The following is a 22,303-nucleotide window of genomic DNA, read 5'->3' as shown; positions in this document are numbered from 1 at the left end:
GGGCCATGGGGCAGCTGACCCGATGAGGCCATGCCCGATGGCCCGTCCGGGTAGGGCGGGTCGGGTGTACGCGAAGCTGCGGACGGGATGGGGTGTGCGCGGAGCCGCGGACGGGATGGGGTGTGCGCGGAGCCGCGGGTTGCGCGGCCGGGCTCAGGAGAAGCCGAGCAGCAGGGGCTTGGCGAGCGGCGCCCGGGTGAGCATCGGCAGCAGGTCGGCGGCCGGGTAGGCGCGGTGCGCGGTGACCCCCAGCGGGGCCGGCGCCAGCGGGATCAGCAGGTCCGCGCCGGGGCCGCCGTCCGGGCTGTGCAGCCACAGGGCCGTCGCGTACTGGCCGGGGAAGGTCAGCAGTCTCGGCTGCTGGCGGGCCCGGGAGGACTGGGCGAGCTGCCAGGCCTGGCGCAGCGCCCGGACGGTGGAGTCCAGGTACGGCCCCGCGGTGAAGTGGGAGAAGGTGTGGCCCTCGGTGCCCTGCACCACCTCCGCCGCGGCGGCCACCTCGGCGCCGTCCTTGATCAGGAAGCGCCAGCCCGTCCGCCGGGCGGCCGAGAGCTCGGGGCGCGGCCCCTCCAGGACGTGGACGGCGAGTGGGTGTGCGGGCAGCAGCGGACCGATCGGATGGCGCAGCGCGGCGGCGGCGGGTTGGCGCAGCGCGGTCTCCGAGTCGAGTGCGGCCAGGACCGCGCGCAGGGCGCTCGGCGGGGGCTGGGGGGTCTGCAGAGTCATGGCGGGGTCGCCTCTCCGTGCGAGATCGGCGTGCGAGTGCGGCATACCGGCGTGGCGCGGTTTGTCTTCGGTGACGGGACCTGGCCGTGTCCGGTTGTGCATGATCGCGGTGCGGGTACGGCCGCTTCCGTCGACGAGGGTTTCGGAGCGGTAGCGGGCCGGCCTGAGCGCAGTGCGAATTCTACTCGAACAGGTGCGCAGGGTGACCTGTTTATCACAGGCGGTGGCGCCGGGCAAGTCGGCAGATGAGCTGAAAGACCATCAGTTTCCTTGCATTGCAAGCCGTTCGAAGCAATCGGGTATCGATCTTCGGGGTGGGCATGATGCTTGCACGGTCGGTCGGCCGGGCGGTCAGGAGGAGGGGACCATGGGCGAGAAGGTCGTGGCGACACGGGCGGACCTGTCGGACCGACAGCTGTACCGGCGCAAGCTGCAGTCCTGTCTCGACGCATTGGAGCGGATGCTGCGCGAGGAGCGTTTCGACCGGCCGAGGGCCGTGATGGGCCTGGAGATCGAGCTCAACCTGGCCGACGAGCAGGGCCTTCCGGTGATGCGCAACGCCCAGGTGCTCAGCGCCATCGGCTCCAGTGACTTCCAGACCGAGCTGGGCCAGTTCAACATCGAGGTCAACATCACGCCGCACCGGCTCTGCGGCCATGTGCTGGAGGAGTTGCGCGAGGAGATCGACACCGGGCTGCGCTACGCCGACCGCCAGGCGGCCGAGGCCGGGGCGCGGATCGTGATGGTCGGCATCCTGCCGACTCTGGAGCACGACCACACCGGGCTCGACGCGATGTCCCACAACCAGCGGTACAGCCTGCTCAGCGACCAGATCCTGGCGGCCCGCGGCGAGGACATCACGCTGGACATCGAGGGTGTCGAGCACCTCCAGCTGGAGTCGATCACCATGGTGGCCGAGGCCGCCGCGACCTCGCTGCAGCTGCACCTCCAGGTGACCCCCGAGCGGTTCTCCTCGGTGTGGAACGCGGCCCAGGCGATCTGCGGACCGCAGCTCGCGCTCGGCGCCAACTCGCCCTTCCTGTTCGGCCGGGAGCTGTGGCGGGAGACCAGGCCGGTGCTGTTCCAGCAGGCCTGCGACACCCGTTCGGCGGAGCTCAAAGCGCAGGGCGTGCGCCCGATCACCTGGTTCGGCGAGCGCTGGGTGGACTCCGCCTACGACCTGTTCGAGGAGAACCTGCGGTACTTCCCCGCGCTGCTGCCGATCTGCGACGACGAGGACCCGGTCAAGGTGCTCGCCTCCGGCGGCACTCCGAGGCTGGCCGAGATGCGGCTGCACAACGGCACCATCTACCGGTGGAACCGCCCCGTGTACGACGTCAGCGGCGGGGTGCCGCACCTGCGGGTGGAGAACCGGGCGCTGCCGGCCGGGCCGACCGTGGCCGACACGCTCGCCAACGCCGCCTTCTACTACGGGCTGGTCCGGGTGCTCGCCGAGCAGTCGAAGCCGATCTGGACCAGGCTGCCGTTCGAACGGGCCGAGGAGAACTTCCAGCAGGCCGCGCGGTACGGGATGGACGCCGTCTTCCAGTGGCCGCGGTCCGGCCGGGCCGGGCGAGGGGGAGGGACGGCCACCGTCTCGGCCGTCGACCTGGTGCTGAACGAGCTGCTGCCGATGGCCTACCAGGGCCTGGACGAGTGGGGCGTAGAGCCCGCCGACCGGGACCGCTACCTCGGCATCATCGAGCAGCGCTGCCTGCGCCGGGTCAACGGCGCCTCCTGGCAGAGCGCCACCTTCCACCGGCTGCGCGAGCAGTTCGGGATGGACCGGTCGGCCGCGCTGGCCGCGATGACCCGGCGGTACATCGAGTACATGCGGGCCGGGGAGCCGGTGCACACCTGGCCGGTGGGGTAGGGCGGGCCGGCCCGGCCACCCGCACCGGCGCGGCGGGTGGCGACCGGTGGGCTCATCCGACCGGGCGCCGTCCTGTGGAAGGATGATCGCTCCGGCGGTCGGCCGACGGCCGGAGCGACGCCCGCCCGCTGGAGCAGCCCGTGACCACCGCCTCGACCGAACCGGGGACCGCGCAGCCCGCCCGCCGGCTGCTCGGCGCGGAACTGCTGATCGTCCTCGGCCTCTCGCTCGGGGCCAGCGGCATCGGCGCGCTGATCAGCTTCGCCGGCTCGCTCACCGAACCGCTCAAGCTCGGCCAGCAGGTCGCCACCCTGAACGGCTCCCGGGCCCCCGGTCGGCCGTGGCTGGACCTCGCCTGGCAGCTCTACTACATCGGGCGCGGGCTGATGCCGGTCGCCCTGGTCGGCTACCTGCTGGTCCGCGAGGGCGTCTCGCTGCGGGTGCTGGGCTTCGACCTCGGGCAGAAGCTGCGCGACCTCGGGCGCGGAGCCGCCGTCGCCGCCGCGATCGGGGGCACCGGGCTGGCGCTCTACCTGGCCTCGCAGGCGGCCGGCTACAACCTGACGGTGGCGCCCTCCGGACTGCCCGACGTCTGGTGGCGGATCCCGGTGCTGCTCGCCTCCGCCTGGCAGAACGCCATCCTGGAGGAGGTCGTCGTCCTCGGGTACCTGCTGCGCAGGCTCGGGCAGCTGGGGTGGTCGTGGCCGGCCGCGCTGGCGGCGAGCTCGGTGCTGCGCGGCTCGTACCACCTGTACCAGGGGGTCGGCGGGCTGGTCGGCAACATGGTGATGGGCGTGGTCTTCTGCCTGCTCTACCGGCGGTGGGGGCGGGTGATGCCGCTGGTGGTGGCGCACGCGCTGATCGACACGGTGGCCTTCGTCGGGTACGCGCTGCTGGCCGGGCACGTCAGCTGGCTGCCCACGGGCTGAGCGGCGGCCGGAAGGCCGACGGGCGCGGCGGTCGGGCGAGCAGGCGGTCCACGTGCCGGCGTTCGAGGCCCTGGCCCGGGTCGATCGGCAGCAGGACGCGGTCCCGGCGCCAGAGCGAGGCGCGGACCAGCCGGGGCGGGATCACATCGTCGATCCAGGCGAACGGGCGCCCGGCGGCGTAGCGCAGCAGCGGCGCCCACTTGTGGGCGGAGAACAGCTCCATCAGCGGGACCCGAGGGTCCCCGGGCTGGGGGACGTACCCGGCGAAGCGGACCACCGGCAGCCGGGGCAGGCCGATCACCGGGGCGATGTGGGCGTTGGCCTCCTCCTCCCAGGTGGTGGCCCAGACGAGTTCGTAGGCCTCGGCCAGCTCGCGCAGCCACTCGCCGTGCCGGGCGGAGAGCAGCACCGTGTAGCCGAACAGGGTGTGGGTGTCGAAGTCGGCCTCCGGTCCGGGGCAGACCGGGTTGAGGACGCCGTCGACGTCCAGGAACAGCAGTGGCTTCGGCACCGGGCGCCCCCAGGTATGACTCTCCGTTGTCACCTGGTGGGACGAGCGGCGCCCGCCGGCGGTTGCCCACCGGAGGGCGCACGCGGGGCGCGCGGGGCGCGCGGCACCGCGCCGGGAGCTAAGCGACAGTCGCGGCGGCGGGTTCGGCGGGCTGAGCCTCGAGGGCGTCGGGACCGCGCCGGGGGAGCCGGCGCACCTGCGGCTCCAGCAGGACCAGCGCACTCAGCAGCAGGCAGATCACCGCACAGGCCCAGAGCGCACCGGAGAGCCCGAGGGCGGTGGCGGCCGGGCCGGCCAGGGCGGTGCCGACCGGTGCGAGGGAGAGCGAGCCGAGGTGGTCGTAGGCGGCGACCCGGGAGAACATCTCGGCCGGGATCTCCTGCTGGAGGGCGATCATCCAGTTGACGCCGAACACCGTGACGCCGGCTCCGGAGAGGAACATCGCGGCCGCCAGCACCGGCAGCGGCGCCGCCGCGGCCAGTGCCACCGCGGGCAGTCCGAACAGGAAGACGCCGTAGTTGCCGACCAGCAGGATCCGGCGCGGCTGCCAGCGGACCATCAGCACGCCGGTGACCACCAGGCCGACCCCGTAGGCCGACATCGCCAGGCCCCAGTCGCGGGCCCCGCCGAGCCGCTGCTCGGCGACGATCGGCCCGTACACCGCCTCGACGGCGCTGATGCACGCCACCAGGACGGAGAACTGCAGCACGATCACCCAGAGCCAGCGCCGGGAGGCGAACTCCCGCCAGCCCTCGCGCAGATCGCGCAGCATGCCGCCGCCGCCCCCGGTGGCGGGCGCCGCCTCGGCCTCCAGGAAGAACCGCAGGCCGGCGGCGAGCACGAAGCAGGCCGCGTCGACGGCGAGCACCCAGCCGGGGCCGACGACGGCGGTCAGCGCGCCGCCGAGGGCGGCGCCGCCGATCTGGGAGGCGTTCAGCCCCATCCGGAACACCGAGAAGGCCCGCGCGGCGTGCTCCTTGGCCACGTTCTGCATCAGCATGCCCTCGGCGGCGGGGGCGTAGAACGCGTGGCCCGCGCCGCCGGCGGCGGAGAGCAGGAGCAGCTGCCAGAGCTCGGCGTGGCCGCCGAGGACGAGGGCGGCCAGGACGGCCTGGGAGAGCGCGTTGAACAGGTTGGCGGCCACCATCACGTGATGGCGCGGCAGCCGGTCGGCGAGCGCCCCGCCGACCATCAGCAGCAGCACCGTGGGGACCAGCCGGGCGGCGGTGACATAGCCGACCTCGGCCGTCGAGCCGCCGTTCTCCAGAACGGCGAAGGCGGTGGCGATGGGGGCGCCGGCGTTGCCGAGCCCGCTGATCACGGTGGCCGCGGTCTGGATGCGGTAGTTGCGTCCGGCCCAGGCGAATCGGCTGCGGGGTGGGGGTTGGCTGCGCACCTGGTGACTATGCCGGGGGAGCTGACAGCTGTCCAGCGGATTTACGGTCCTGACGCGGCGGCACGGGCGCTCAGCCGAGGTGGCCCCAGAGGAAGCTGAGGGTGCGGCGCCAGGCGATCTTGGCCTGCAGCGGGTCGTAGCCGCCGAGCAGGTTCTCGTCGTTCATGAAGGCGTGCCCGGCCGGGTAGAAGTGGATCTCGGGGCGGACGTCGGTGGCCTCGCCGATCCGGATCGCGGCCTCGTCCACGGACTCCATCGGGATCGAGCGGTCGTGCTCGCCGTAGTGGCCGAGGACGTGCGCGGTCAGGCCCCGGTAGTCGAAGCCGGGGTCGGGGGGCAGCCCGTAGAACGGGACCACGGCGGCCACCCGGTCGCCCTCCTGGGCGGCCAGCAGCAGGGCGAAGCCGCCGCCCATGCAGAACCCGACCACGCCGACCGCGTCCCCGACCACGCCGTCCAGGCCGAGCAGGTGGTCGACGGCGCCGCGCAGGTCCACCACCGCCCGTTCGACCGGCAGCTCCCGCTTCAGCCGGGCCGCCTCGGCGGGGTCGTGGGTGGTGGCGCCGCCGAACAGGTCGGGGGCGAGGACGGTGAAGCCCTCGGCGGCGAAGCGGTCCGCCATGGCGGCGACGTGCGAGGTGAGCCCCCACCACTCCTGGACCAGCAGCAGACCGGGACCGACGCCCTGCGGCGGGCGGGCGAGGTAGCCGTGGGCCTCGCGCCCGTTGCCGGGGAAGGTGACGTTCTGTCGGGAGCCGCCCTGGTCCGGCATGGCTTCCTCTCGGTGGGACGGGCCGCGCACGGCGGCGTGGACGGCTGCGACGCCGGGAGGCCGGAACGGCCGGGGAGTGCCGGCAGAGCCCTGCCTGGTCCGGCGCGGCTCTGCGAACTCGTCCTAACCCATCTCCTCCAGGGCGCGGCCCTTGGTCTCCTTGATACAGAAGGCCACGAACGGGATGGAGAGCAGCGCGAAAACGGCGTAGATGACATAGGTGGCCGACAGGTTCCAGTCGGCGAGGTCGGGAAAGGTGACGGTGATCGCCCAGTTGGCGATCCACTGGGCGGAGGCGGCGACGGACAGGGCGAGGGCCCGGATCCGGTTGGGGAACATCTCGCCGAGCAGGACCCAGACCACCACGCCCCAGGAGAAGGCGAAGCAGAACACGAACACGTGCGCCGCGACCAGGGCCACCGTGGCGTAGGTGTCGTCCAGGGTGGCGCTGTCGCCGGTGCCCTGCCGGAACGAGAAGGCCCAGGCGGCGGTGCCGAGGGCAAGGGCCATGCCGACCGAGCCGGCCAGCGCGAGCGGCTTGCGGCCGATCCGGTCCACCAGCGCCATCGCGATCACCGTGCCGATCACGTTGACGATCGAGGTGGAGAGGCTGATCAGCAGCGAGTTGGCCTCGTTGATGCCGACGGACTGCCAGAGGAAGGAGGAGTAGTAGAAGATCACGTTGATGCCGACGAACTGCTGGAACACCGAGGCCCCGATGCCCACCCAGACGATCGGCAGCAGGCCGAACCGCCCGCCCAGCAGGTCCTTCAGACGGGGTTTGTGGGTGGACTCCAGCACCGCCCGGATCTCGGCCACCCGGGCGTCCAGGTCGACGCCCTCGCCCTCCACCTCCAGCAGCACCTTGCGGGCCTGCTCCTCGCGCCGGTCGGCGATCAGGTAGCGCGGGGACTCCGGGATGGCCAGCGCCATCAACCCGTACACCAGAGCCGGGATGGTCTCCACGCCGAGCATCCACTGCCAGGCCTGGATACCGCCCAGATGGCCGGTGGACTCGCCGCCGGCCGCCTGGTTGAGCGCCCAGTTGGCGAGCTGGGAGACGGTGATGCCGAGCACGATCGCCATCTGCTGGAAGGATGCCAGCCGGCCCCGGTAGGCGGTGGGCGCGACCTCGGCGATGTAGGTGGGCGCGATCACCGAGGCGATGCCGATCGCGACGCCGCCCACCACCCGCCAGGTGGCGAGCAGTTGGATGGTCGGCGGGAACATCGAGCCGATGCCGCTGATCGCGAACAGGGTGGCGGCGAGCAGCATGGTGCGGACCCGGCCGAGGTGGTCGGCGAGTCGGCCGGCGGCGACCGCGCCGCCCGCCGAGCCGAGCAGCGCGATCGCGACCACGAAGGCCGTCTCGCCGTTGCCCACCTCGAAGTGCTTCTGGATGCCCGTCACCGCACCGTTGATCACCGCGCTGTCGTAGCCGAACAGGAACCCGCCCATCGCGGCCGCGGCGGAGATGAACACGACGTGCCCCAGATGGGCCTCGCCGGCGGCCTGATGGCTCGGGACTGTCGACACACGCGCTCCCCGGGGTGGACGGGCCCGTCGGCACGGCCGAGTGGGCAGGGTTCGTCTCACATTCGATCAGCGCTCCGGGCGGTTCGCCCGGTGGTCCCGCCGTTCGGGGGATCAGAGCCCTTGTGTGCGGCGTGCGTTGCGGCGCAGCAGCTGGGTGCGGGCGCCGGCGTCGAGGCCGTGGCCGCGCTCGGCGAGGCGGTCGGCGATGGCGTGCTGGTCGGCGGCGGGCTTCTTGTCGTCGTACTTGAACTTGGCGCGGACCTCGCGGACCGTCAGCCGCAGTCCGCGCAGGCCGGGGAGCAGCTTGCCGAACGGGCCGGCGCCCGGGGTGACCCGGGTGTCCGGGGTCTCGGGCTGGAAGTGGGCGAGCTGGCGGTTGAGGATCTCGGCCTTCTCGGCCGCGCCGTCGACGATCGCGGCGGTGCAGGCGAACTGGACGGAGGTGTAGTAGCTGGTGGGGGTGCCGGGCTCGCCGCGCCAGTGGCCGGGCGCGAACACGTAGTCGTCCGTCACCGCGAGGGTGACCTCGGGGTCGGCGCGGACGGCGGCGAACAGCGGGTTCGGCGCGGCCAGGTGGAGCAGGATCTCGCCCTGCACGGCGTCCAGCAGGAAGTGGGTGGGGACGAGGACGGGGCCCCGGCCGGGCAGGCCGTTGGCGGCGAGCAGGCCGAAGTCGCGGCCCTGCGCCAGCCAGGCGCGCCACTCGGCCTCGTCCCCGCGGTCCCAGGAGCGGATCAGCATCGGGCGGCCCTCAGCCGGTGAGGTCGCGCAGGTGCGCGGGGAGCGGCACGGTGGTGGACGGGTGCGGCTCGGGGGCGCCGTAGCGGCTGGCGACCGGCACCACGCCGGCCCAGTACGGCAGGTCGAGGTCGGCCTCGTCGTCGTCGGCGCCGTCGGACCGGGTCTTGGCGGACACCTCGTCCAGCTCCAGGCGGATGACCGCGGTGGCGGCGAGCTCCTTGGCGTTGGCCGGGCGGACCTCGGCCGAGCGGCCGGGGACGGCGTGGTCCACCAGCGCGTCCAGGGCGACGGTCAGCTCCTCGGGGTCGGTGACCTGGTGGGCGGTGCCGTGCGCCACCACCGAGCGGAAGTTGACGGAGTGGTTGAACGCCGACTTGGTCAGCACCAGGCCGTCGACCAGGGTGACGGTGACGCAGACCGGCATGCCCTGCTCGCCGGCGGCCCCGCGCAGCGGGCGGCTGCCGGTGGAGCCGTGGATGTACAGGCGGCTGCCGACCCGGGCGTAGATGGTCGGCAGGACGACGGGCGCGCCGTCGGCTATGAAGCCCAGGTGGCACACCCACGAGCCGTCGAGGACGGCGTGGATCGCCTCCTGCTCCCAGGTGGCGCGGTCCCTGTAGCGGGTCGGGGTGGTGCGAGCGGTGCGAGCGTAGGCCGGGGTGCCGCCAGACATGACAACCTCTATGTACTAGTGCATAATCTATTTTGTGCTAGGAGACTATCCGATCAAGGGGCGGCGCGCCAGCGATATCGCGGCCGACGTCGAGCAGGGCGTCAGCAGCGGACGACTCGCGCCCGGCACCCCGCTGCCGCCGCTGCGCGACCTCGCCGCCGAGCTCGGCGTGAACCCCAACACCGTCGCCGCGGCCTACCGGCTGCTGCGCGACCGGGGCGTGATCGAGACGGCCGGCCGCAAGGGCAGCCGGATCCGGCCCCGGCCCGCGCACACCCCCCGAGACGAGATCCGCCTGCCCGTGCCCCCGCACGCCCGCGACCTCTCCGACGGCAACCCCGACCCGGCGCTGCTGCCCGACCTCACCCCGGCCCTCGCCGCGGCCGCCGACGCCGCCCGGCGCGACCCGGTCCTCTACGGCCGGCCGGCCGCCGACCCCGGGCTGCTCGCCCTCGCCCGCGCGGCCTTCCGCGCCGACGGGCTGCCGGACGGGCCGGTCGCCATCGCCTCCGGCTCGCTCGACACGATCGAGCGGATCCTGGCCGCCAGGCTGCGCCCCGGGGACGCCGTCGCGGTCGAGGACCCGGGCTGGGGCAGCCTGCTGGACCTGCTGCCGGCGAAGGGGCTGAAGCCGGCCCCCGTCCGGCTGGACGACGAGGGGCCGCTGCCCGAGGCTCTCGACGGGGCGCTGGCCGGCGGGGCGCGGGCGGTGGTCATCACCAGCCGGGCGCAGAACCCGACCGGTGCCGCGCTCACCCCGGGCCGGGCGGCCGCGCTGCGCGAGGTGCTGGCCCGGTACCCCGAGGTGCTGCTGATCGAGGACGACCACGGGTACGGCATCGTCGACCAGGCGTACCACCCGCTGGTCGGGGCGGCCTCGGAGCGGTGGGCGGTGGTGCGCTCGGCCGCCAAGGCCTACGGGCCGGACCTGCGGCTCTCGGTCGCGGTCGGGGACGCCGACACCATGGGTCGGATGCTGGGCGGCCAGCGGCTCGGCGCGGGCTGGGTCAGCCACCTGCTCCAGCAGACCGTGGCCGAGCTGTGGCGCACCGACGCGGCGCCGGCCGCCCGGGTGGCGGCCGCCTACCGGGAGCGCCGGGACGCGCTGCTCGCGGAGCTGGCGGCGCGCGGCATCGAGGCGCACGGCGCCAGCGGGCTGAACGTCTGGCTGTCCGTCCCGGACGAGACCACCGCGCTGGCCGCCCTGGTGCAGCGCGGTTGGGTGGCGGCGCCGGGCGCCCGCTACCGGCTGGACGCCCCGCCGGGGATGCGGATCACCACGGCCCGGCTCGACCCGGCCGACGCGCGACGGCTGGCCGACGATCTTGCGGCCGTGCTGGGAACTTCCGGGGCCGGGGCGCGACTGATCTGAACCGACCGGTAACACAGCGAGAAACCTGGTGCAGATACCTAGCGGTAACAAGCGCGGGCATGTCATCTTCATCGCGCCACCGGCCGGCGGCCCACCCTCACTGACGCGTCTCCCCGCCCCCACAGCGCGGGCGAGACCGACCGCAGGAGTTCCGCCGTGCCCGAAAACAGTTCGAGCATCATCAGCAGGACCACCCGCTTCAGACGGCGCCTGTTCGCCGCCCTCCTGGCACTTCCGCTCGGAGCCGCCGGCCTGGTCGCCGGCACCGCGGCGCCGGCCAGTGCCGCCGGTACCGGCCCGACCGCCAGCGTTTCGCTCGGGGACAGCTACATCTCCGGTGAGGCCGGCCGCTGGAAGGGCAACTCCGTTGCCACCAGCGGCAGCCGGGCCGGCACCGACCGGGCCTGGACCGGCAGTGCGTACGACCCGAGCCGGGTCTACGGCGGCACGTACACGAGCGGGTGCGACCGCTCGGACGTCGCCGAGGTGCGCAGTGCGCCGACCGTGGCGCAGACCCAGATCAACCTGGCCTGCTCCGGCGCCGTCGCCGCCAACGTCTTCCGCGCCTCCAACGGCGGCAAGTCGTTCAAGGGCGAGGCCCCGCAGGCCGACCAGCTGGCGGCCGTCGCCGCGCAGAACAACGTCAAGCTGATCACGCTGTCCATCGGCGGCAACGACCTCGGCTTCGCGGACGTGATCGAGGCCTGTGTCTCGGACTACCTGGTCTGGTACTCCTACTGCCACGACGACCAGCAGGCCGCGGTCGACGCCAAGCTGCCCGGTGCGATGGCCGGTGTCGGCAAGGCGATCGACGAGATCCGGGCGGTGATGTCCGCCGCGGGCTACGCGTCCGGCGACTACCGGATCGTGCTGCAGTCCTACCCGTCGCCGATCCCGCGCAGCGCCGAGATGCGCTACCCGGAGAGCGGTTGGAGCCGGGCCGACACCGGCGGCTGTCCGTTCTGGAACGACGACGCGGACTGGGCGCGCGACACCCTGGTGCCGCGGATCTCCGGCGCCCTGGCGGGCGTCGCGGCCTCGAAGGGCGTGCAGTTCCTGGATCTCGGCGACATGCTCCAGGGGCGCGAGGTCTGCTCCAAGGCCACCCGGCAGGCCACCTCGACCAGCGCGCCGTCCGCCACCACCAGTGAGTGGGCGCGGTTCGTCGACGCCGGGCTGAGCGCCTCGCAGGGCACCGTCCAGGAGTCGATGCACCCCAACTACTACGGCCAGCAGGCCCTCGGGCGCTGCCTGACCCTGCTGTACGGGAAGCCGGGCGGCAACTACTCCTGCCGCAACACGGCGGGCCAGGACGCCAACGGGATGTACCTGTCCGCGAAGTAGCGGACGCGCCGGTGCCCCCCGCCCGGGTGGGCGGGGGGCACCGGCGCCGGCGGCTCAGCCCTTGGCGAGCAGCGCCTGGGCGTGCGCGCGGACCTGGTCCTTCGTCAGGTAGGCGTCGGTGTACTCGAAGTCGCGCAGCCGGGCGGGCTGGCGGGCGAGGAACCCGGTCCGGACGAAGTCGTCCCCGGCGGCGGCGTTCAGCAGCCAGTTGGCGCCGACCCGGAACTTGGCGACGTTGGTGCGCATCGCCATCAGGTGGTAGCCGCGGGCCACCACCTGGGCCGGTACGCCCTTGAGCTCCACGCCGATCGGCTTGGACACCGCGTCCTTGCCGCCGAGGTCGACCACCAGGCCCAAGTCCTTGTGGTAGTAGGGCTCCAGGGGCTGGTTGCGGAGCGCGGCGATCACGTTGTGCGCCACCGCGCGGCCCTGGCGGGCGGAGTGCTGGGCGGTCGGCGGGCAGACCGCGCCGTCGCCCTTGGCGAGGTCCGGTACCGCGGCCGCGTCGCCGAGCGCGAACACGCCCTCGAACTGCGGCACCCGCATCTCCGCCGTCACCGCGATCCGGCCGCGCACCGTCTCCGCGTCCAGCGTGCCGATCAGCGGGCTGGCGGCCACGCCGGCCGTCCAGATCAGCGTCCGGCAGGGCAGCACCCGGCCGTCGGTGAACTTGACCGACTCGGCGCCGACTTCGGCCACCGAGACGCCGAGCGAGACCTCGATGCCGCGCTCGCGCAGCACCTCCAGCGCGGTCTGGCCGAGCGAGTCGCCCAGTTCGGGCATCAGCTTCGGGGCGATGTCGATCAGGTGCCACTTGATCTGCCGGGCGTCCAGCCGCGGGTAGCGCTTGGCGGCCGCGGTGGTCAGCCGCTGCAGGCAGGCCGCCGTCTCGGTGCCCGCGTAGCCGCCGCCGACCACCACGAACTGCAGTCGGGACTCCCGCTCCCGCTGGTCCAGGGTGGCGGAGGCCAGGTCGAGTTGGGCGATCACATGGTCGCGGACGTAGGTCGCCTCGGCGAGCGTCTTCATGCCGCGCGCGTAGTCCGTCAGGCCCGGGATGTCGAAGGTGCGGGTCACGCTGCCGGGGGCGAGGACGAGGTAGTCGTACTTCTGCGCCACCACCTCGTCGGTGATCTTGCGGACCACGCAGACCTTGGAGCGCGGGTCGACGCCGATCGCTCCGCCCGGCACGATGTGCGTGCGGCGCAGCGTGCGGCGCAGCGAGACCGCCACCGACTGCGGGGTCAGCACCCCGGCCGCCACGTGCGGCAGCAGCGGCAGGTAGAGCTGGTAGCTGAACGGCGTGACCAGCGAGATCTCCGCCTCCGAGGGCGTGAGCTTGCGTTCGAGCCGGCGAGCGCACTCCAGTCCGGCGAAGCCGCCGCCCACGATCAGGATCCGAGGTCGTTCCATCGTTCATCCCTTACAGTGCAGGTCGTACCGTGCAGGGTCCGAGGTCACTATCTGCGCGACTACTGCCCGCCACACTCGCACGGAGCAGCATGCGCTGCCACCGGGGCGGCGCGGATGGCGCACGGCGGTGCGGACACCGGCCCCGGGAGGCCGTGGGGCGCACCCGCCTCGTGCATATGCCCGATAGGCTGTCGGGCGTGCTCCCCGAGGTGACGGCGGTCCGCTATGTGACGCCACTGCGAGAAGGCGGCTCGATGCCGGGCCTGGTCGAGGCCGACGACCGGCGGCTGTACGCGCTGAAATGGGTCGGCGCGGCGCAGGGCCGCAAGGCGCTGGTCGCGGAGGTGCTGGCCGGTGAGATCGGCCGCAGGCTCGGCCTGCCGGTGCCCGAGCTCGTCACCGTCGACCTGGATCCGGTGCTCGCCCGCAGTGAGCCGGACCAGCAGGTCCAGGGCCAGATGCGGGCCAGCGGCGGCATCAACCTGGGCATGGCCTTCGTCAGCGGCGCGCTCAACTTCGACCCGCTCTGCTTCGAGGTGGACTCCGGTCTGGCCGGGCAGGTGCTCTGGTTCGACGCGCTGATCGGGAACGTCGACCGCTCCTGGCGCAATCCCAACCTGCTGGTGGCCACCGGCGGGCTGCGGCTGATCGACCACGGCGCCAGCCTGATCTTCCATCACCACTGGGCCGGTGCGGCCGCCTGGACCCGCCGCCCGTACGACGCCTCCGACCACGCCCTGCTGCGGGCCGAACCGGACCTGGTGGCGGCGGACAAGGCGCTCGCCCCGCTCGCGGAGGCGGCCGTCGAGCAGGCCGTGGCGCTGATCCCCGACGTGTGGCTGGCGGACGAGCCCGGGTTCGACTCGCCCGAGGCGGTGCGCGCCGCGTACCGCGCCCAGTTGACCGAGCGACTGGCCGGTCCGCGCGACTGGCTGCCGGAGGTGCCCGCATGACCGAGCCCGTCGAGGCCGCACAGGCCGGGTTCTCCGGCGGGTCGGCCGCCGTCGAGCTGCACGACTACGAGTACGCGGTGATCCGGGCGGTGCCCAGGGTCGAGCGCGGCGAGTGCGTCAACGTCGGCGTGCTGCTGTACTGCCGCCAGCACGGGCACCTGGCCGCCCGGACGCACCTGGACCAGGGCCGGCTGCTGGCGCTGGACCCGGTGGCGGACGTCGCCGGGGTGCGGCGGGCGCTGCACGGCATCGAGGCGGTCTGCGCCGGCGGGCCGCAGGCCGGTCCGGCGGCGGCCGACAGCCCGGGGCAGCGGTTCCGCTGGCTGACGGCGCCGCGCAGCGCGATCGTCCAGCCCGGGCCGGTGCACACCGGGCTGACCGCGGACCCGGAGACGGAGCTGCGGCGGCTCTTCGACCAGCTGGTGCTCTGATCCCGCCGGGCGCGAGGGGGCGGCCCCTGCGCCGCTCGTCGCGGACCGGGGGCCCGGTAGCGTGGGGCTGTGCGGGGCCGACCGGTTGGTGATCGGACATTTGCCGTGGTCAAAGCTTGAGTTGCTGAAGGACTCGGCCGTACGCTGGCCCCATGGGTTCGACAGCGACGACGACCGTACCGACCAACGCCGAGTTGATGGAGGCGCTGGCCGCCGTCGGCGCCGCCTACTTCCAGGACTTCGCGGCGGCCGCGGCCCGGCACGGGCTCTCCTCCTCGCAGGCCAAGGCGCTGGGCGCGGTGCAGGAGCCGGTGCCGATGCGCGCGCTGGCCGGGCGGCTCGGCTGTGACGCCTCCAACGTGACCGGGATCGTCGACCGGCTGGAGTCGCTGCGGCTGGCCAACCGGGAGGCGGCGGCGGGCGACCGGCGGGTCAAGATCGTGGTGATCACCGAGCAGGGCCGGGAGATCCTGGGGCTGATCCGCGGCGAGATGAGCCGGACCCACCAGGCGTTCGAAGCGATGACCGACGAGCAGCGGGTGGCGCTGCACTCGATCTGCACGCAGGTGCTGCCGGTGCTGAGCGGCCGGCCGCCGGCGGCGCCGCCGACCGGCGGGTAGGGCGGTCCTCAACCCCGGGCGTCGGCCCGCAGGCGGGGCTTGAAGCCGGGCGCGGTCATCCGCTGCCGTTCCGGCTGACCTCGGCTGTTAGGCTTGCGAAGCGTGAGCGCGAAGCCCCTGATCCCCAATGTCCTGGCCTCCCGGTACGCCTCGGCGACCCTGGCCCAGCTGTGGTCCCCCGAGCACAAGGTGGTCCTGGAGCGCCACCTGTGGCTCGCCGTACTGAAGGCCCAGCAGGACCTCGGTGTCGAGGTGCCCGCCACCGCCGTCGCCGACTACGAGCGGGTCCTCGACCAGGTCGACCTCGACTCGATCGCCGCCCGTGAGCGGATCACCCGCCACGACGTGAAGGCCCGGATCGAGGAGTTCAGCGACCTCGCCGGCCACGAGCAGATCCACAAGGGCATGACGTCCCGGGACCTCACCGAGAACGTCGAGCAGCTGCAGATCCGCCAGTCCCTGGAGCACGTGCGCGACCGCACCGTCGCCGTGCTGGTGCGCCTGGGCCGGCTCTCCGCCCAGCACGCCGAGCTGGTCATGGCCGGCCGCTCGCACAACGTGGCCGCCCAGGCCACCACCCTCGGCAAGCGTTTCGCGACCGTCGCCGACGAGCTGCTGGTCGCGTTCAACCGCCTCGAGGAGCTGATCGCCCGCTACCCGCTGCGCGGGATCAAGGGCCCGGTCGGCACCGCCCAGGACATGCTGGACCTGCTCGGCGGCGACACCGACAAGCTCGCCGAGCTGGAGCGCCGGGTGGCCGGCCACCTGGGCTTCGACAACGTGTTCACCAGCGTCGGCCAGGTCTACCCGCGCTCGCTGGACTTCGAGGTGCTCACCGCACTCGTCCAGCTCTCCGCCGCGCCCTCCAGCCTGGCCAAGACCATCCGGCTGATGGCCGGCCACGAGCTGGTCACCGAGGGCTTCAAGGAGGGCCAGGTCGGCTCCTCCGCGATGCCGCACAAGATGAACACCCGCTCCTGCGAGCGCGTCAACGGCCTGGCCGTCATCCTGCGGGGCTACGCCTCGATGACCGCCGAGCTCGGCGGCGACCAGTGGAACGAGGGCGACGTCTCCTGCTCGGTGGTCCGCCGGGTCGCGCTGCCGGACGCCTTCTTCGCGTTCGACGGCCTGCTGGAGACCTTCCTGACCGTCCTCGACGAGTTCGGTGCCTTCCCCGCCGTGATCGAGGCCGAGCTGGACCGCTACCTGCCGTTCCTCGCCACCACCAAGGTGCTGATGGGCGCGGTGCGGGCGGGCGTCGGCCGGGAGACCGGGCACGAGGTCATCAAGGAGCACGCCGTCGCCTCCGCGCTGGCGATGCGGGCCGGTGCGCGGGAGAACGAGCTGCTGGACCGGCTCGCCGCCGACGAGCGGATCCCGCTGGACCGGGCCGCGCTGGACACGCTGCTCGCCGACCGGCTGTCCTTCACCGGTGCGGCCGGCGCCCAGGTCGCCGAGGTGGTCCGCCGGATCGAGGCCGTCGCGGCCGCGTACCCCGAGGCCGCCAAGTACGCCCCGGGTGACATTCTCTGACGAGTCGTCAGCCTGCTGAAGGCCCCGTCGCCGATCCGGTGGCGGGGCCTTCGCCATGCCGCGTCGCGAGGTGGCCAGGGTCCAGCGGCGGGCCGTTGGTGCCGCAGGTCCACTGGCAGTCCGGCTCGGCCACCGGGTGGTCCTCGGCGGCCAGCACGTTGCCCCGGACGGAGGTGAAGGCCACCACCGCGCCGGCGACCAGCAGTCCGGCGCAGATCAGCATCGCGGTGTGGAAGGCCGAGTCCACCGAGGCGGGGACCTGGTAGGCGTCGCCGCTCAGGCCGGCCAGCGCCGGCAGGGCGGCGACCGCGAGCAGGCCGGCCGCGCGGGCGGCGGCGTTGTTGACCCCGCTGGCGATGCCCGCGTGGCGGACCTCCACCGCGGCCAGCACGGTGGCGGTCAGCGGCGCCACCAGCAGCACCATCCCGCAGCCCATCACGGTGACGGCGGGCAGGACGTCCGCCCAGTAGGAGGCGTCCGGCCCGATCCGCAGCATCATCAGCACGCCGGCCGCGCAGAGCAGCGGGCCGAGGGTGAGCGGCAGCCGCGGTCCGATCCGCTTGCCCAGCCGGCCGGCGCGGGCGGACAGCGCCAGCATCAGCACGGTGATCGGCACCAGGGCCAGCCCGGAGACCAGGGGGGAGAACCCCGAGACGATCTGCAACTGCACGACCAGCAGGAAGAAGACGCCGCTGAAGGCCGCGTACACGCAGAGGGTGACCAGGTTGACGGCGGTGAACAGCCGGGAGGAGAAGAGGCCGAGCGGCAGCATCGGCTCCGCGGTGCGGCGCTCCACGGTGACGAAGGCCGCGCCGAGGGCGAGGCCGGCCGCGCCGGTCACCCAGACCATGGGGGAGAGCCCGCCGCCCGCCGCCGTCAGCGCGTAGGTGATCGCGCCGAGGGCGAGCGCGGCGAGGGCGGCGCCGAGCACGTCGAACCGCCCGGTGGCGCTCTCGTCCCGGCTCTCCGGGACGTGCCGGGACGCGACCGCGACCACCAGGACGGCGAGCGGCACGTTCAGCAGGAAGATCCACCGCCAGCCCGGGCCGTCCACCAGCCAGCCGCCGAGGAAGGGCCCGATCGCGGCCGACACCCCGCCGAGGCCGGACCAGAGGCCGACCGCGGCCGAGCGGTCGTCCGGATGGAAGACGGCCTGAAGCATCGCCAGCGAGCCGGGGGTGAGCAGCGCTCCGCCGATGCCCTGGACGGCCCGGGCGGCGATCAGCACCCCGATGGTGGGCGCGGCGGCGCAGGCCGCGGAGGCGAGCGCGAACCAGACCACGCCGAGCAGGAAGACCCGGCGCCGCCCGTAGCGGTCGCCGAGCGCTCCGCCGAGCAGGATCAGCCCGGCCAGGGTGAGCAGATAGGCGTTGAGGGTCCACTGCAGGGCGGCGAGCGGAGCACCGAGATCGGTGCCGATCCGGGGCAGGGCGACGTTCACCACCGTGCCGTCGAGCATCGCCATGCTGGAGCCGAGCACGGTCGCCAGTAGTACCCAGCGGCCCTGCGCGGTGCCCAGGCGCAGGGTGCCGGCCTCGGAGGTGGCCACGGCCTGATCGTGCGCCCCCGGGGGTCGACGTGACAAGGGTCACCGGCGGTGTGTCGGTGGATGGCTTTCCGTACTTGATCGCATGCGCACCGGTCATGAAATGGGCGGAGCGTGGTCGAACGATCGCGCGCGGTCAATGGATTGTGTGCGCACCGCGTAGCCGATCATTCGGAGCGTCACGGCGCCCCGGGCTTTTGTTGCGGGTTCAAGAGATCGACATTGCTTCACCCGGACGGATGGGTTTTAGTTCAGCGACCGCCCGGCATTAGCCCGGGTGGCCACCGGGTGGAACGCCTAGTCCTGCCGCTGCCCGGTGGTACGAACTGAACTCTGTTCGGCAGGAGCGGGGGACCCAAAGGTAAGTCGCCGGACCGGAATTCACGGTCCGGCTTGGGGTGAAGCCGCGTATGCGGCCGGGCAACTCCAGCCCGAACCCGACAGCTCACCTCGCAGGCGTCGGAGAGGAAATACCCCATGCCCGCACAGGCTCGTCGTATCGCCCTGCCCCGCGCCGCCCGCATCGGTATCGCCACTGCCGTCACCGGCGCCGCGTTCGCCCTCCCGCTGGTGACCACCATCAGCGCCCAGGCCCACACCGCCCCGGCCGCCAAGGCCGGGCAGACCAGCACCTGGACCGGCGCCACCAGCGTCGACGCCACCCCGGCCGCGGCTCCCGCCGCCGCCGAGCAGGCCGCCCCGGCCGCTGCTCCGGCCGCCGCCCCGGTCGACCAGAGCTACAAGGTCGTCGGCGGGGACACCCTGTCGAAGATCGCCGCCGCCAAGAACGTCGAGGGCGGCTGGCAGGCGCTCTACGACCACAACCGCTCGGTCATCGGCGGCAACCCGAACCTGATCTTCCCGGGTCAGCAGCTCGCGCTGGCCGCCAAGGCCGCTGCCGCTCCGGCCGCCGCCGAGGCCGCCAAGCCGGCCGCCCCCGCCGCGAAGCCGCAGGCCTCGCAGGACTCGGTCAAGCCGGCCGCGAAGCCCGCCGCCCCGAAGCCGGTCCAGGCTGCCAAGCCGGCCCAGGCCCCGGCCACCAAGCCGGCCGCCCCCGCCGCGAAGCCGGCCGCCCCGGCCGCCACCCCGGCCCCGGCCGCCGTCGCCAGCACCTCGGGCTACGTCTCCCCGGTCGCCAACCCGAAGCTCGGCACCGCCTACGGCGTGGCCGGCTCGATGTGGGCCTCCGGCCACCACACCGGCGCCGACTTCGTCGCCTCCACCGGTACCCCGCTGCGCGCCATCGCGGCCGGCACCGTGGTGAAGGCCGGCAACGGCGGCGCCTACGGCAACGAGGTCGAGATCAAGCTCGCCGACGGCAAGTACGCCCAGTACGCGCACCTGTCCTCGATCGGCGTCTCGGTCGGCCAGACCGTGACCGCGGGTCAGCAGATCGGCCTGTCGGGCGCGACCGGCAACGTGACCGGCCCGCACCTGCACTTCGAGATCCGCACCGGCTCGGAGTACGGCTCCGACATCGACCCGATCGCCTACCTGCGCGCCCACGGCGTCAGCATCTGATCGGTCGTCTCCACTGGCCGGTCGGCTGCGACCGGTCGGCTCTGATCGGCCGCTTTCGAGCGGCCCTCGGACCACCGCTGGACGCGGGGCGAACGACCTCCGGGATGGTCATGTCGGGTGACCGCTCGACCGGGGGATCGCCGCACCACCAGCGGCACCACGGGCGCGGGACACGCCCAGGCCGGCCCGGTTCGCGAACCTCCTTCGCGAGCCGGGCCGGCCGCTGTCGTTTTCCGGATCCGTTTTGTGACGATCCGTCATATCGGGTTGTGCGTGCGGTTGTCCGCCCGTCCATCGGCTAGTGCCGGTGGGCGGGCGCCCTGTTGTGGGCGACGGTGAGCAGCTGGTGCACCTGAAGCCCGAAGTCCTCGGTGTCCCTGGCGGGTTCGGGGAAGACCAGGCGGACGTCGCGGTGGCCGTGCGGGTGGTCCAGGCGGAGTACCAGGCCGTACCGGTCGAGGGCGAGCGGGCGGACGTCGGGGCGCTCGGCGAGCAGGTTCGGGTCGAGCAGCCGGGTCAGTGCGGCGAGCGCCTCGGGGTGGTCGTCGGCCAGGTGGGTGAGCAGTCCGGCCTCGTGGCGGGCGAGCGGGTCGGGCCCGGCGAGGGCGAGGTCGGCGCCGGTGAGTGCGGTGGTGCCGTACGGGGTGGAGAGCACGGCGTGTGCGACGTCCAGGCGCAGGTGGACGCTGAGACCGTCGTCGGCGAGGTGGACGAGGTGGAGGCGGCCGGCCAGGGAGACCCGGCCGCGCACGCGGTCGCGGACGGCGACCGGGGCGACGTCGGTGAGGTCCAGGACGACGGCGAGCCCCTCGGTGGCGCGGGCGGCGGCGATGGTGAGCGGTGCGTCGAGCGGGGCGCACATCCGCAGTGCGGCGCCGTGCACCGACACGGGGGTGTCGAGCTCGTGGTACTCGCCGCAGGCGCGGACCACCACGGAGGAGGTCGCGGTGAGCAGGCTGCAGACCCGGTCGGCGGCGGTGGGTTCGGGCGCCTCGACGTCGGTGGGGCTCTGGCTCATGACGACCTCCAGTCAGTTAGGTGAGCCTAACCTAATGACTGGCGGGGGTGAGGGCAAGGCGGTGCAAGGAATGTGTGAGTGGGGATATGGCGCGCTTGCAAGTATCCGGCGTCCGGTCGTATTGTCGACGCTGGTAGTTGCACGTGCAATCGTCCTGCTCTGGAAAGCGGTCCCCTCATGCCCCTCGCGCTCCTGGCGCTGGCGATCAGCGCCTTCGGCATCGGTACCACCGAGTTCGTGATCATGGGCTTGTTGCCAGAGGTCGCCGGCGACTTCTCGGTGTCCATCCCCACCGCCGGCCTGCTCATCTCCGGCTACGCGCTCGGCGTGGTGGTCGGGGGCCCCCTGCTCACCATCCTCGGCACCAAGGCCCCCCGGAAGGGGATGCTGCTGACGCTGATGGGCCTGTTCATCCTCGGAAACCTGGTCTCGGCCCTCGCCCCCGCCTACGGGCTGCTGCTCACCGGCCGGGTGCTCGCGGCCTTCGCGCACGGCGCGTTCTTCGGCATCGGCTCGGTGGTGGCGGCCGACCTGGTCGCCCCGCACAAGCGGGCCGGTGCGATCGCCCTGATGTTCACCGGCCTGACCGCCGCCAACGTCCTCGGCGTACCGATGGGCACCCTGCTCGGCCAGCACTTCGGCTGGCGCTCCACCTTCTACGTGGTCGCGGCGCTCGGTGTGATCGGCTTCGCCGGCATCGCCGCACTGGTGCCCGTCCAGCCGCGGGCCGAGGACGCCCGGCTCGGCCCGGAGATCGCCGTCTTCCGCCAGCCGCAGATCTGGCTCGCGCTGACCATGACGGTGTTCGGCTGGGGCGGGATCTTCGCGATGTTCACCTACATCACGCCGATGATGACCGAACTGGCGGGCTTCGCCGACGGCAGTGTCACCTGGCTGCTGTTCCTGTTCGGCGTCGGCCTGTTCGTCGGCAACCTGTTCGGCGGCTGGTTCGCCGACCGGGCGCTGATGCGCAGCCTGTACGTGATCCTCTCGGTGCTGGCGGTGCTGCTCTTCGCCTTCACCCTCGCCGCGCACAGCAAGGTCGGTGCGATCGTCACCATCCCGCTGATCGGCCTGTTCGGATTCGCGACGGTGGCGCCGCTGCAGAAGCGGGTGATGGACCAGGCCGCGGGGGCGCCCACGCTGGCCTCGGCCGCCAACATCGCCGCGTTCAACCTGGGCAACGCGCTCTCCGCCTGGCTCGGCGGGCTGGTCATCTCCTCGGGGCTCGGCTACGACGCGCCGAACTGGGTGGGCGGGCTGCTCACCGCCGCGGCGCTGGGGGTGGCGCTGTTCTCTGGTGCGCTGGAGCGGCGTACGGCGAAGCGGACCGGGAGGGTGGTGGCCCGGGGCGCCGTCCCGGAGGAGACGGGAGTGGCCGTCGGCTGACGTCGG

The 22,303-nt window shown here is 73.2% G+C and carries 20 protein-coding genes and 1 riboswitch; of the genes, 10 read left to right on the top strand and 10 right to left on the bottom strand.

Features of this window, described 5'->3' with window-relative positions:
- Positions 1–153: 153 nt before the first annotated feature.
- Complete coding sequence (locus ACGFZP_RS34255) at positions 154–726, bottom strand: hypothetical protein (protein WP_392940393.1); 573 nt, start codon at positions 724–726, stop codon at positions 154–156.
- 367 nt (positions 727–1,093) lie between these two features.
- On the opposite strand from ACGFZP_RS34255, the gene ACGFZP_RS34250 reads away from it, so the two are divergent.
- The gene (locus tag ACGFZP_RS34250) at positions 1,094–2,599 is read left to right on the top strand and encodes a glutamate--cysteine ligase (RefSeq protein ID WP_392940392.1); all 1,506 of its coding nucleotides are present in this window, start codon (positions 1,094–1,096) and stop codon (positions 2,597–2,599) included.
- A gap of 140 nt (positions 2,600–2,739) precedes the next feature.
- Positions 2,740–3,528 (top strand): CPBP family intramembrane glutamic endopeptidase, encoded by a 789-nt coding sequence (locus ACGFZP_RS34245; protein WP_392940390.1) that lies wholly within the window; start codon positions 2,740–2,742, stop codon positions 3,526–3,528.
- Here the strand turns inward: ACGFZP_RS34245 and ACGFZP_RS34240 are convergent.
- From ACGFZP_RS34240 to ACGFZP_RS34215, 6 genes are all read right to left on the bottom strand, one after another.
- Positions 3,506–4,039, bottom strand: a complete 534-nt coding sequence (locus ACGFZP_RS34240; protein ID WP_392940388.1) for an HAD domain-containing protein — start codon at positions 4,037–4,039, stop codon at positions 3,506–3,508. The two genes, ACGFZP_RS34245 and ACGFZP_RS34240, sit on opposite strands and share 23 nt — an antisense overlap.
- A 118-nt stretch (positions 4,040–4,157) precedes the next feature.
- Positions 4,158–5,435 (bottom strand): MFS transporter, encoded by a 1,278-nt coding sequence (locus tag ACGFZP_RS34235; protein ID WP_392940386.1) that lies wholly within the window; start codon positions 5,433–5,435, stop codon positions 4,158–4,160.
- Positions 5,436–5,505: 70 nt separating this feature from the next.
- Positions 5,506–6,207 carry a dienelactone hydrolase family protein gene (locus ACGFZP_RS34230; protein WP_392940384.1) on the bottom strand — a complete coding sequence of 234 codons (702 nt, stop codon included), beginning with the start codon at positions 6,205–6,207 and terminating at the stop codon, positions 5,506–5,508.
- A gap of 123 nt (positions 6,208–6,330) precedes the next feature.
- Positions 6,331–7,743: a sugar porter family MFS transporter gene (locus ACGFZP_RS34225; RefSeq protein WP_392940383.1), complete on the bottom strand. Its 1,413-nt coding sequence runs from the start codon at positions 7,741–7,743 to the stop codon at positions 6,331–6,333.
- 111 nt (positions 7,744–7,854) lie between these two features.
- A complete protein-coding gene (locus ACGFZP_RS34220) occupies positions 7,855–8,484 on the bottom strand; it encodes an FMN-binding negative transcriptional regulator (protein WP_392940382.1) in 630 nt (209 codons plus the stop codon).
- 10 nt (positions 8,485–8,494) lie between these two features.
- Positions 8,495–9,157 carry a pyridoxamine 5'-phosphate oxidase family protein gene (locus ACGFZP_RS34215; protein WP_392940380.1) on the bottom strand — a complete coding sequence of 221 codons (663 nt, stop codon included), beginning with the start codon at positions 9,155–9,157 and terminating at the stop codon, positions 8,495–8,497.
- A 34-nt stretch (positions 9,158–9,191) separates the two neighbouring features.
- Between ACGFZP_RS34215 and ACGFZP_RS34210 the strand changes: the two genes are divergently transcribed.
- Positions 9,192–10,529: an aminotransferase class I/II-fold pyridoxal phosphate-dependent enzyme gene (locus tag ACGFZP_RS34210; RefSeq protein ID WP_392940378.1), complete on the top strand. Its 1,338-nt coding sequence runs from the start codon at positions 9,192–9,194 to the stop codon at positions 10,527–10,529.
- 156 nt (positions 10,530–10,685) lie between these two features.
- Positions 10,686–11,873 (top strand): GDSL-type esterase/lipase family protein, encoded by a 1,188-nt coding sequence (locus ACGFZP_RS34205; protein WP_392940376.1) that lies wholly within the window; start codon positions 10,686–10,688, stop codon positions 11,871–11,873.
- Between the two features lie 54 nt (positions 11,874–11,927).
- On the opposite strand, the gene ACGFZP_RS34200 is transcribed toward ACGFZP_RS34205, so the two are convergent.
- Positions 11,928–13,286 (bottom strand): NAD(P)/FAD-dependent oxidoreductase, encoded by a 1,359-nt coding sequence (locus ACGFZP_RS34200; protein WP_392940375.1) that lies wholly within the window; start codon positions 13,284–13,286, stop codon positions 11,928–11,930.
- A gap of 197 nt (positions 13,287–13,483) precedes the next feature.
- Between ACGFZP_RS34200 and ACGFZP_RS34195 the strand changes: the two genes are divergently transcribed.
- From ACGFZP_RS34195 to purB, 4 genes are all read left to right on the top strand, one after another.
- Positions 13,484–14,239 (top strand): HipA family kinase, encoded by a 756-nt coding sequence (locus ACGFZP_RS34195; RefSeq protein ID WP_392940373.1) that lies wholly within the window; start codon positions 13,484–13,486, stop codon positions 14,237–14,239.
- The gene (locus tag ACGFZP_RS34190) at positions 14,236–14,670 is read left to right on the top strand and encodes a DUF3037 domain-containing protein (protein WP_392940371.1); all 435 of its coding nucleotides are present in this window, start codon (positions 14,236–14,238) and stop codon (positions 14,668–14,670) included. The genes ACGFZP_RS34195 and ACGFZP_RS34190 overlap by 4 nt, the downstream gene beginning before the upstream one ends.
- A gap of 152 nt (positions 14,671–14,822) precedes the next feature.
- Positions 14,823–15,290 (top strand): MarR family winged helix-turn-helix transcriptional regulator, encoded by a 468-nt coding sequence (locus ACGFZP_RS34185; protein WP_392940369.1) that lies wholly within the window; start codon positions 14,823–14,825, stop codon positions 15,288–15,290.
- A gap of 102 nt (positions 15,291–15,392) precedes the next feature.
- A complete protein-coding gene (gene purB, locus ACGFZP_RS34180) occupies positions 15,393–16,823 on the top strand; it encodes an adenylosuccinate lyase (protein ID WP_392940367.1) in 1,431 nt (476 codons plus the stop codon).
- A 7-nt stretch (positions 16,824–16,830) separates the two neighbouring features.
- Here purB and ACGFZP_RS34175 read toward each other — a convergent pair whose 3' ends face one another.
- Positions 16,831–18,372, bottom strand: a complete 1,542-nt coding sequence (locus ACGFZP_RS34175; protein WP_392940365.1) for an MFS transporter — start codon at positions 18,370–18,372, stop codon at positions 16,831–16,833.
- A gap of 311 nt (positions 18,373–18,683) precedes the next feature.
- Positions 18,684–18,843: riboswitch (cyclic di-AMP (ydaO/yuaA leader) on the top strand.
- 3 nt (positions 18,844–18,846) lie between these two features.
- On the opposite strand from ACGFZP_RS34175, the gene ACGFZP_RS34170 reads away from it, so the two are divergent.
- Positions 18,847–19,890, top strand: coding sequence for a peptidoglycan DD-metalloendopeptidase family protein (locus ACGFZP_RS34170; RefSeq protein ID WP_392940363.1), 1,044 nt, complete (start codon positions 18,847–18,849; stop codon positions 19,888–19,890).
- 298 nt (positions 19,891–20,188) lie between these two features.
- Here the strand turns inward: ACGFZP_RS34170 and ACGFZP_RS34165 are convergent, their stop codons facing one another.
- Positions 20,189–20,908 carry a DUF2470 domain-containing protein gene (locus ACGFZP_RS34165; protein ID WP_392940361.1) on the bottom strand — a complete coding sequence of 240 codons (720 nt, stop codon included), beginning with the start codon at positions 20,906–20,908 and terminating at the stop codon, positions 20,189–20,191.
- A gap of 177 nt (positions 20,909–21,085) precedes the next feature.
- On the opposite strand from ACGFZP_RS34165, the gene ACGFZP_RS34160 reads away from it, so the two are divergent.
- Complete coding sequence (locus ACGFZP_RS34160; protein ID WP_392940360.1) at positions 21,086–22,297, top strand: MFS transporter; 1,212 nt, start codon at positions 21,086–21,088, stop codon at positions 22,295–22,297.
- Positions 22,298–22,303: the final 6 nt, after the last annotated feature.

This window comes from Kitasatospora sp. NPDC048239 (genome assembly GCF_043202015.1).
Lineage (GTDB): Bacteria > Actinomycetota > Actinomycetes > Streptomycetales > Streptomycetaceae > Kitasatospora.
This window is presented reverse-complemented; position numbering and strand designations above follow the sequence as displayed.

Coding starts and splice junctions, on each gene's coding strand:
- ACGFZP_RS34170 (WP_392940363.1), top strand. CDS start 18,847: ATGCCCGCACAGGCTCGTCGTATCGCCCTGCCCCGCGCCGCCCGCATC.
- ACGFZP_RS34200 (WP_392940375.1), bottom strand. CDS start 13,286: ATGGAACGACCTCGGATCCTGATCGTGGGCGGCGGCTTCGCCGGACTG.
- ACGFZP_RS34185 (WP_392940369.1), top strand. CDS start 14,823: ATGGGTTCGACAGCGACGACGACCGTACCGACCAACGCCGAGTTGATG.
- ACGFZP_RS34165 (WP_392940361.1), bottom strand. CDS start 20,908: ATGAGCCAGAGCCCCACCGACGTCGAGGCGCCCGAACCCACCGCCGCC.
- ACGFZP_RS34230 (WP_392940384.1), bottom strand. CDS start 6,207: ATGCCGGACCAGGGCGGCTCCCGACAGAACGTCACCTTCCCCGGCAAC.
- ACGFZP_RS34255 (WP_392940393.1), bottom strand. CDS start 726: ATGACTCTGCAGACCCCCCAGCCCCCGCCGAGCGCCCTGCGCGCGGTC.
- ACGFZP_RS34190 (WP_392940371.1), top strand. CDS start 14,236: ATGACCGAGCCCGTCGAGGCCGCACAGGCCGGGTTCTCCGGCGGGTCG.
- ACGFZP_RS34160 (WP_392940360.1), top strand. CDS start 21,086: ATGCCCCTCGCGCTCCTGGCGCTGGCGATCAGCGCCTTCGGCATCGGT.
- ACGFZP_RS34220 (WP_392940382.1), bottom strand. CDS start 8,484: ATGCTGATCCGCTCCTGGGACCGCGGGGACGAGGCCGAGTGGCGCGCC.
- ACGFZP_RS34215 (WP_392940380.1), bottom strand. CDS start 9,157: ATGTCTGGCGGCACCCCGGCCTACGCTCGCACCGCTCGCACCACCCCG.
- ACGFZP_RS34250 (WP_392940392.1), top strand. CDS start 1,094: ATGGGCGAGAAGGTCGTGGCGACACGGGCGGACCTGTCGGACCGACAG.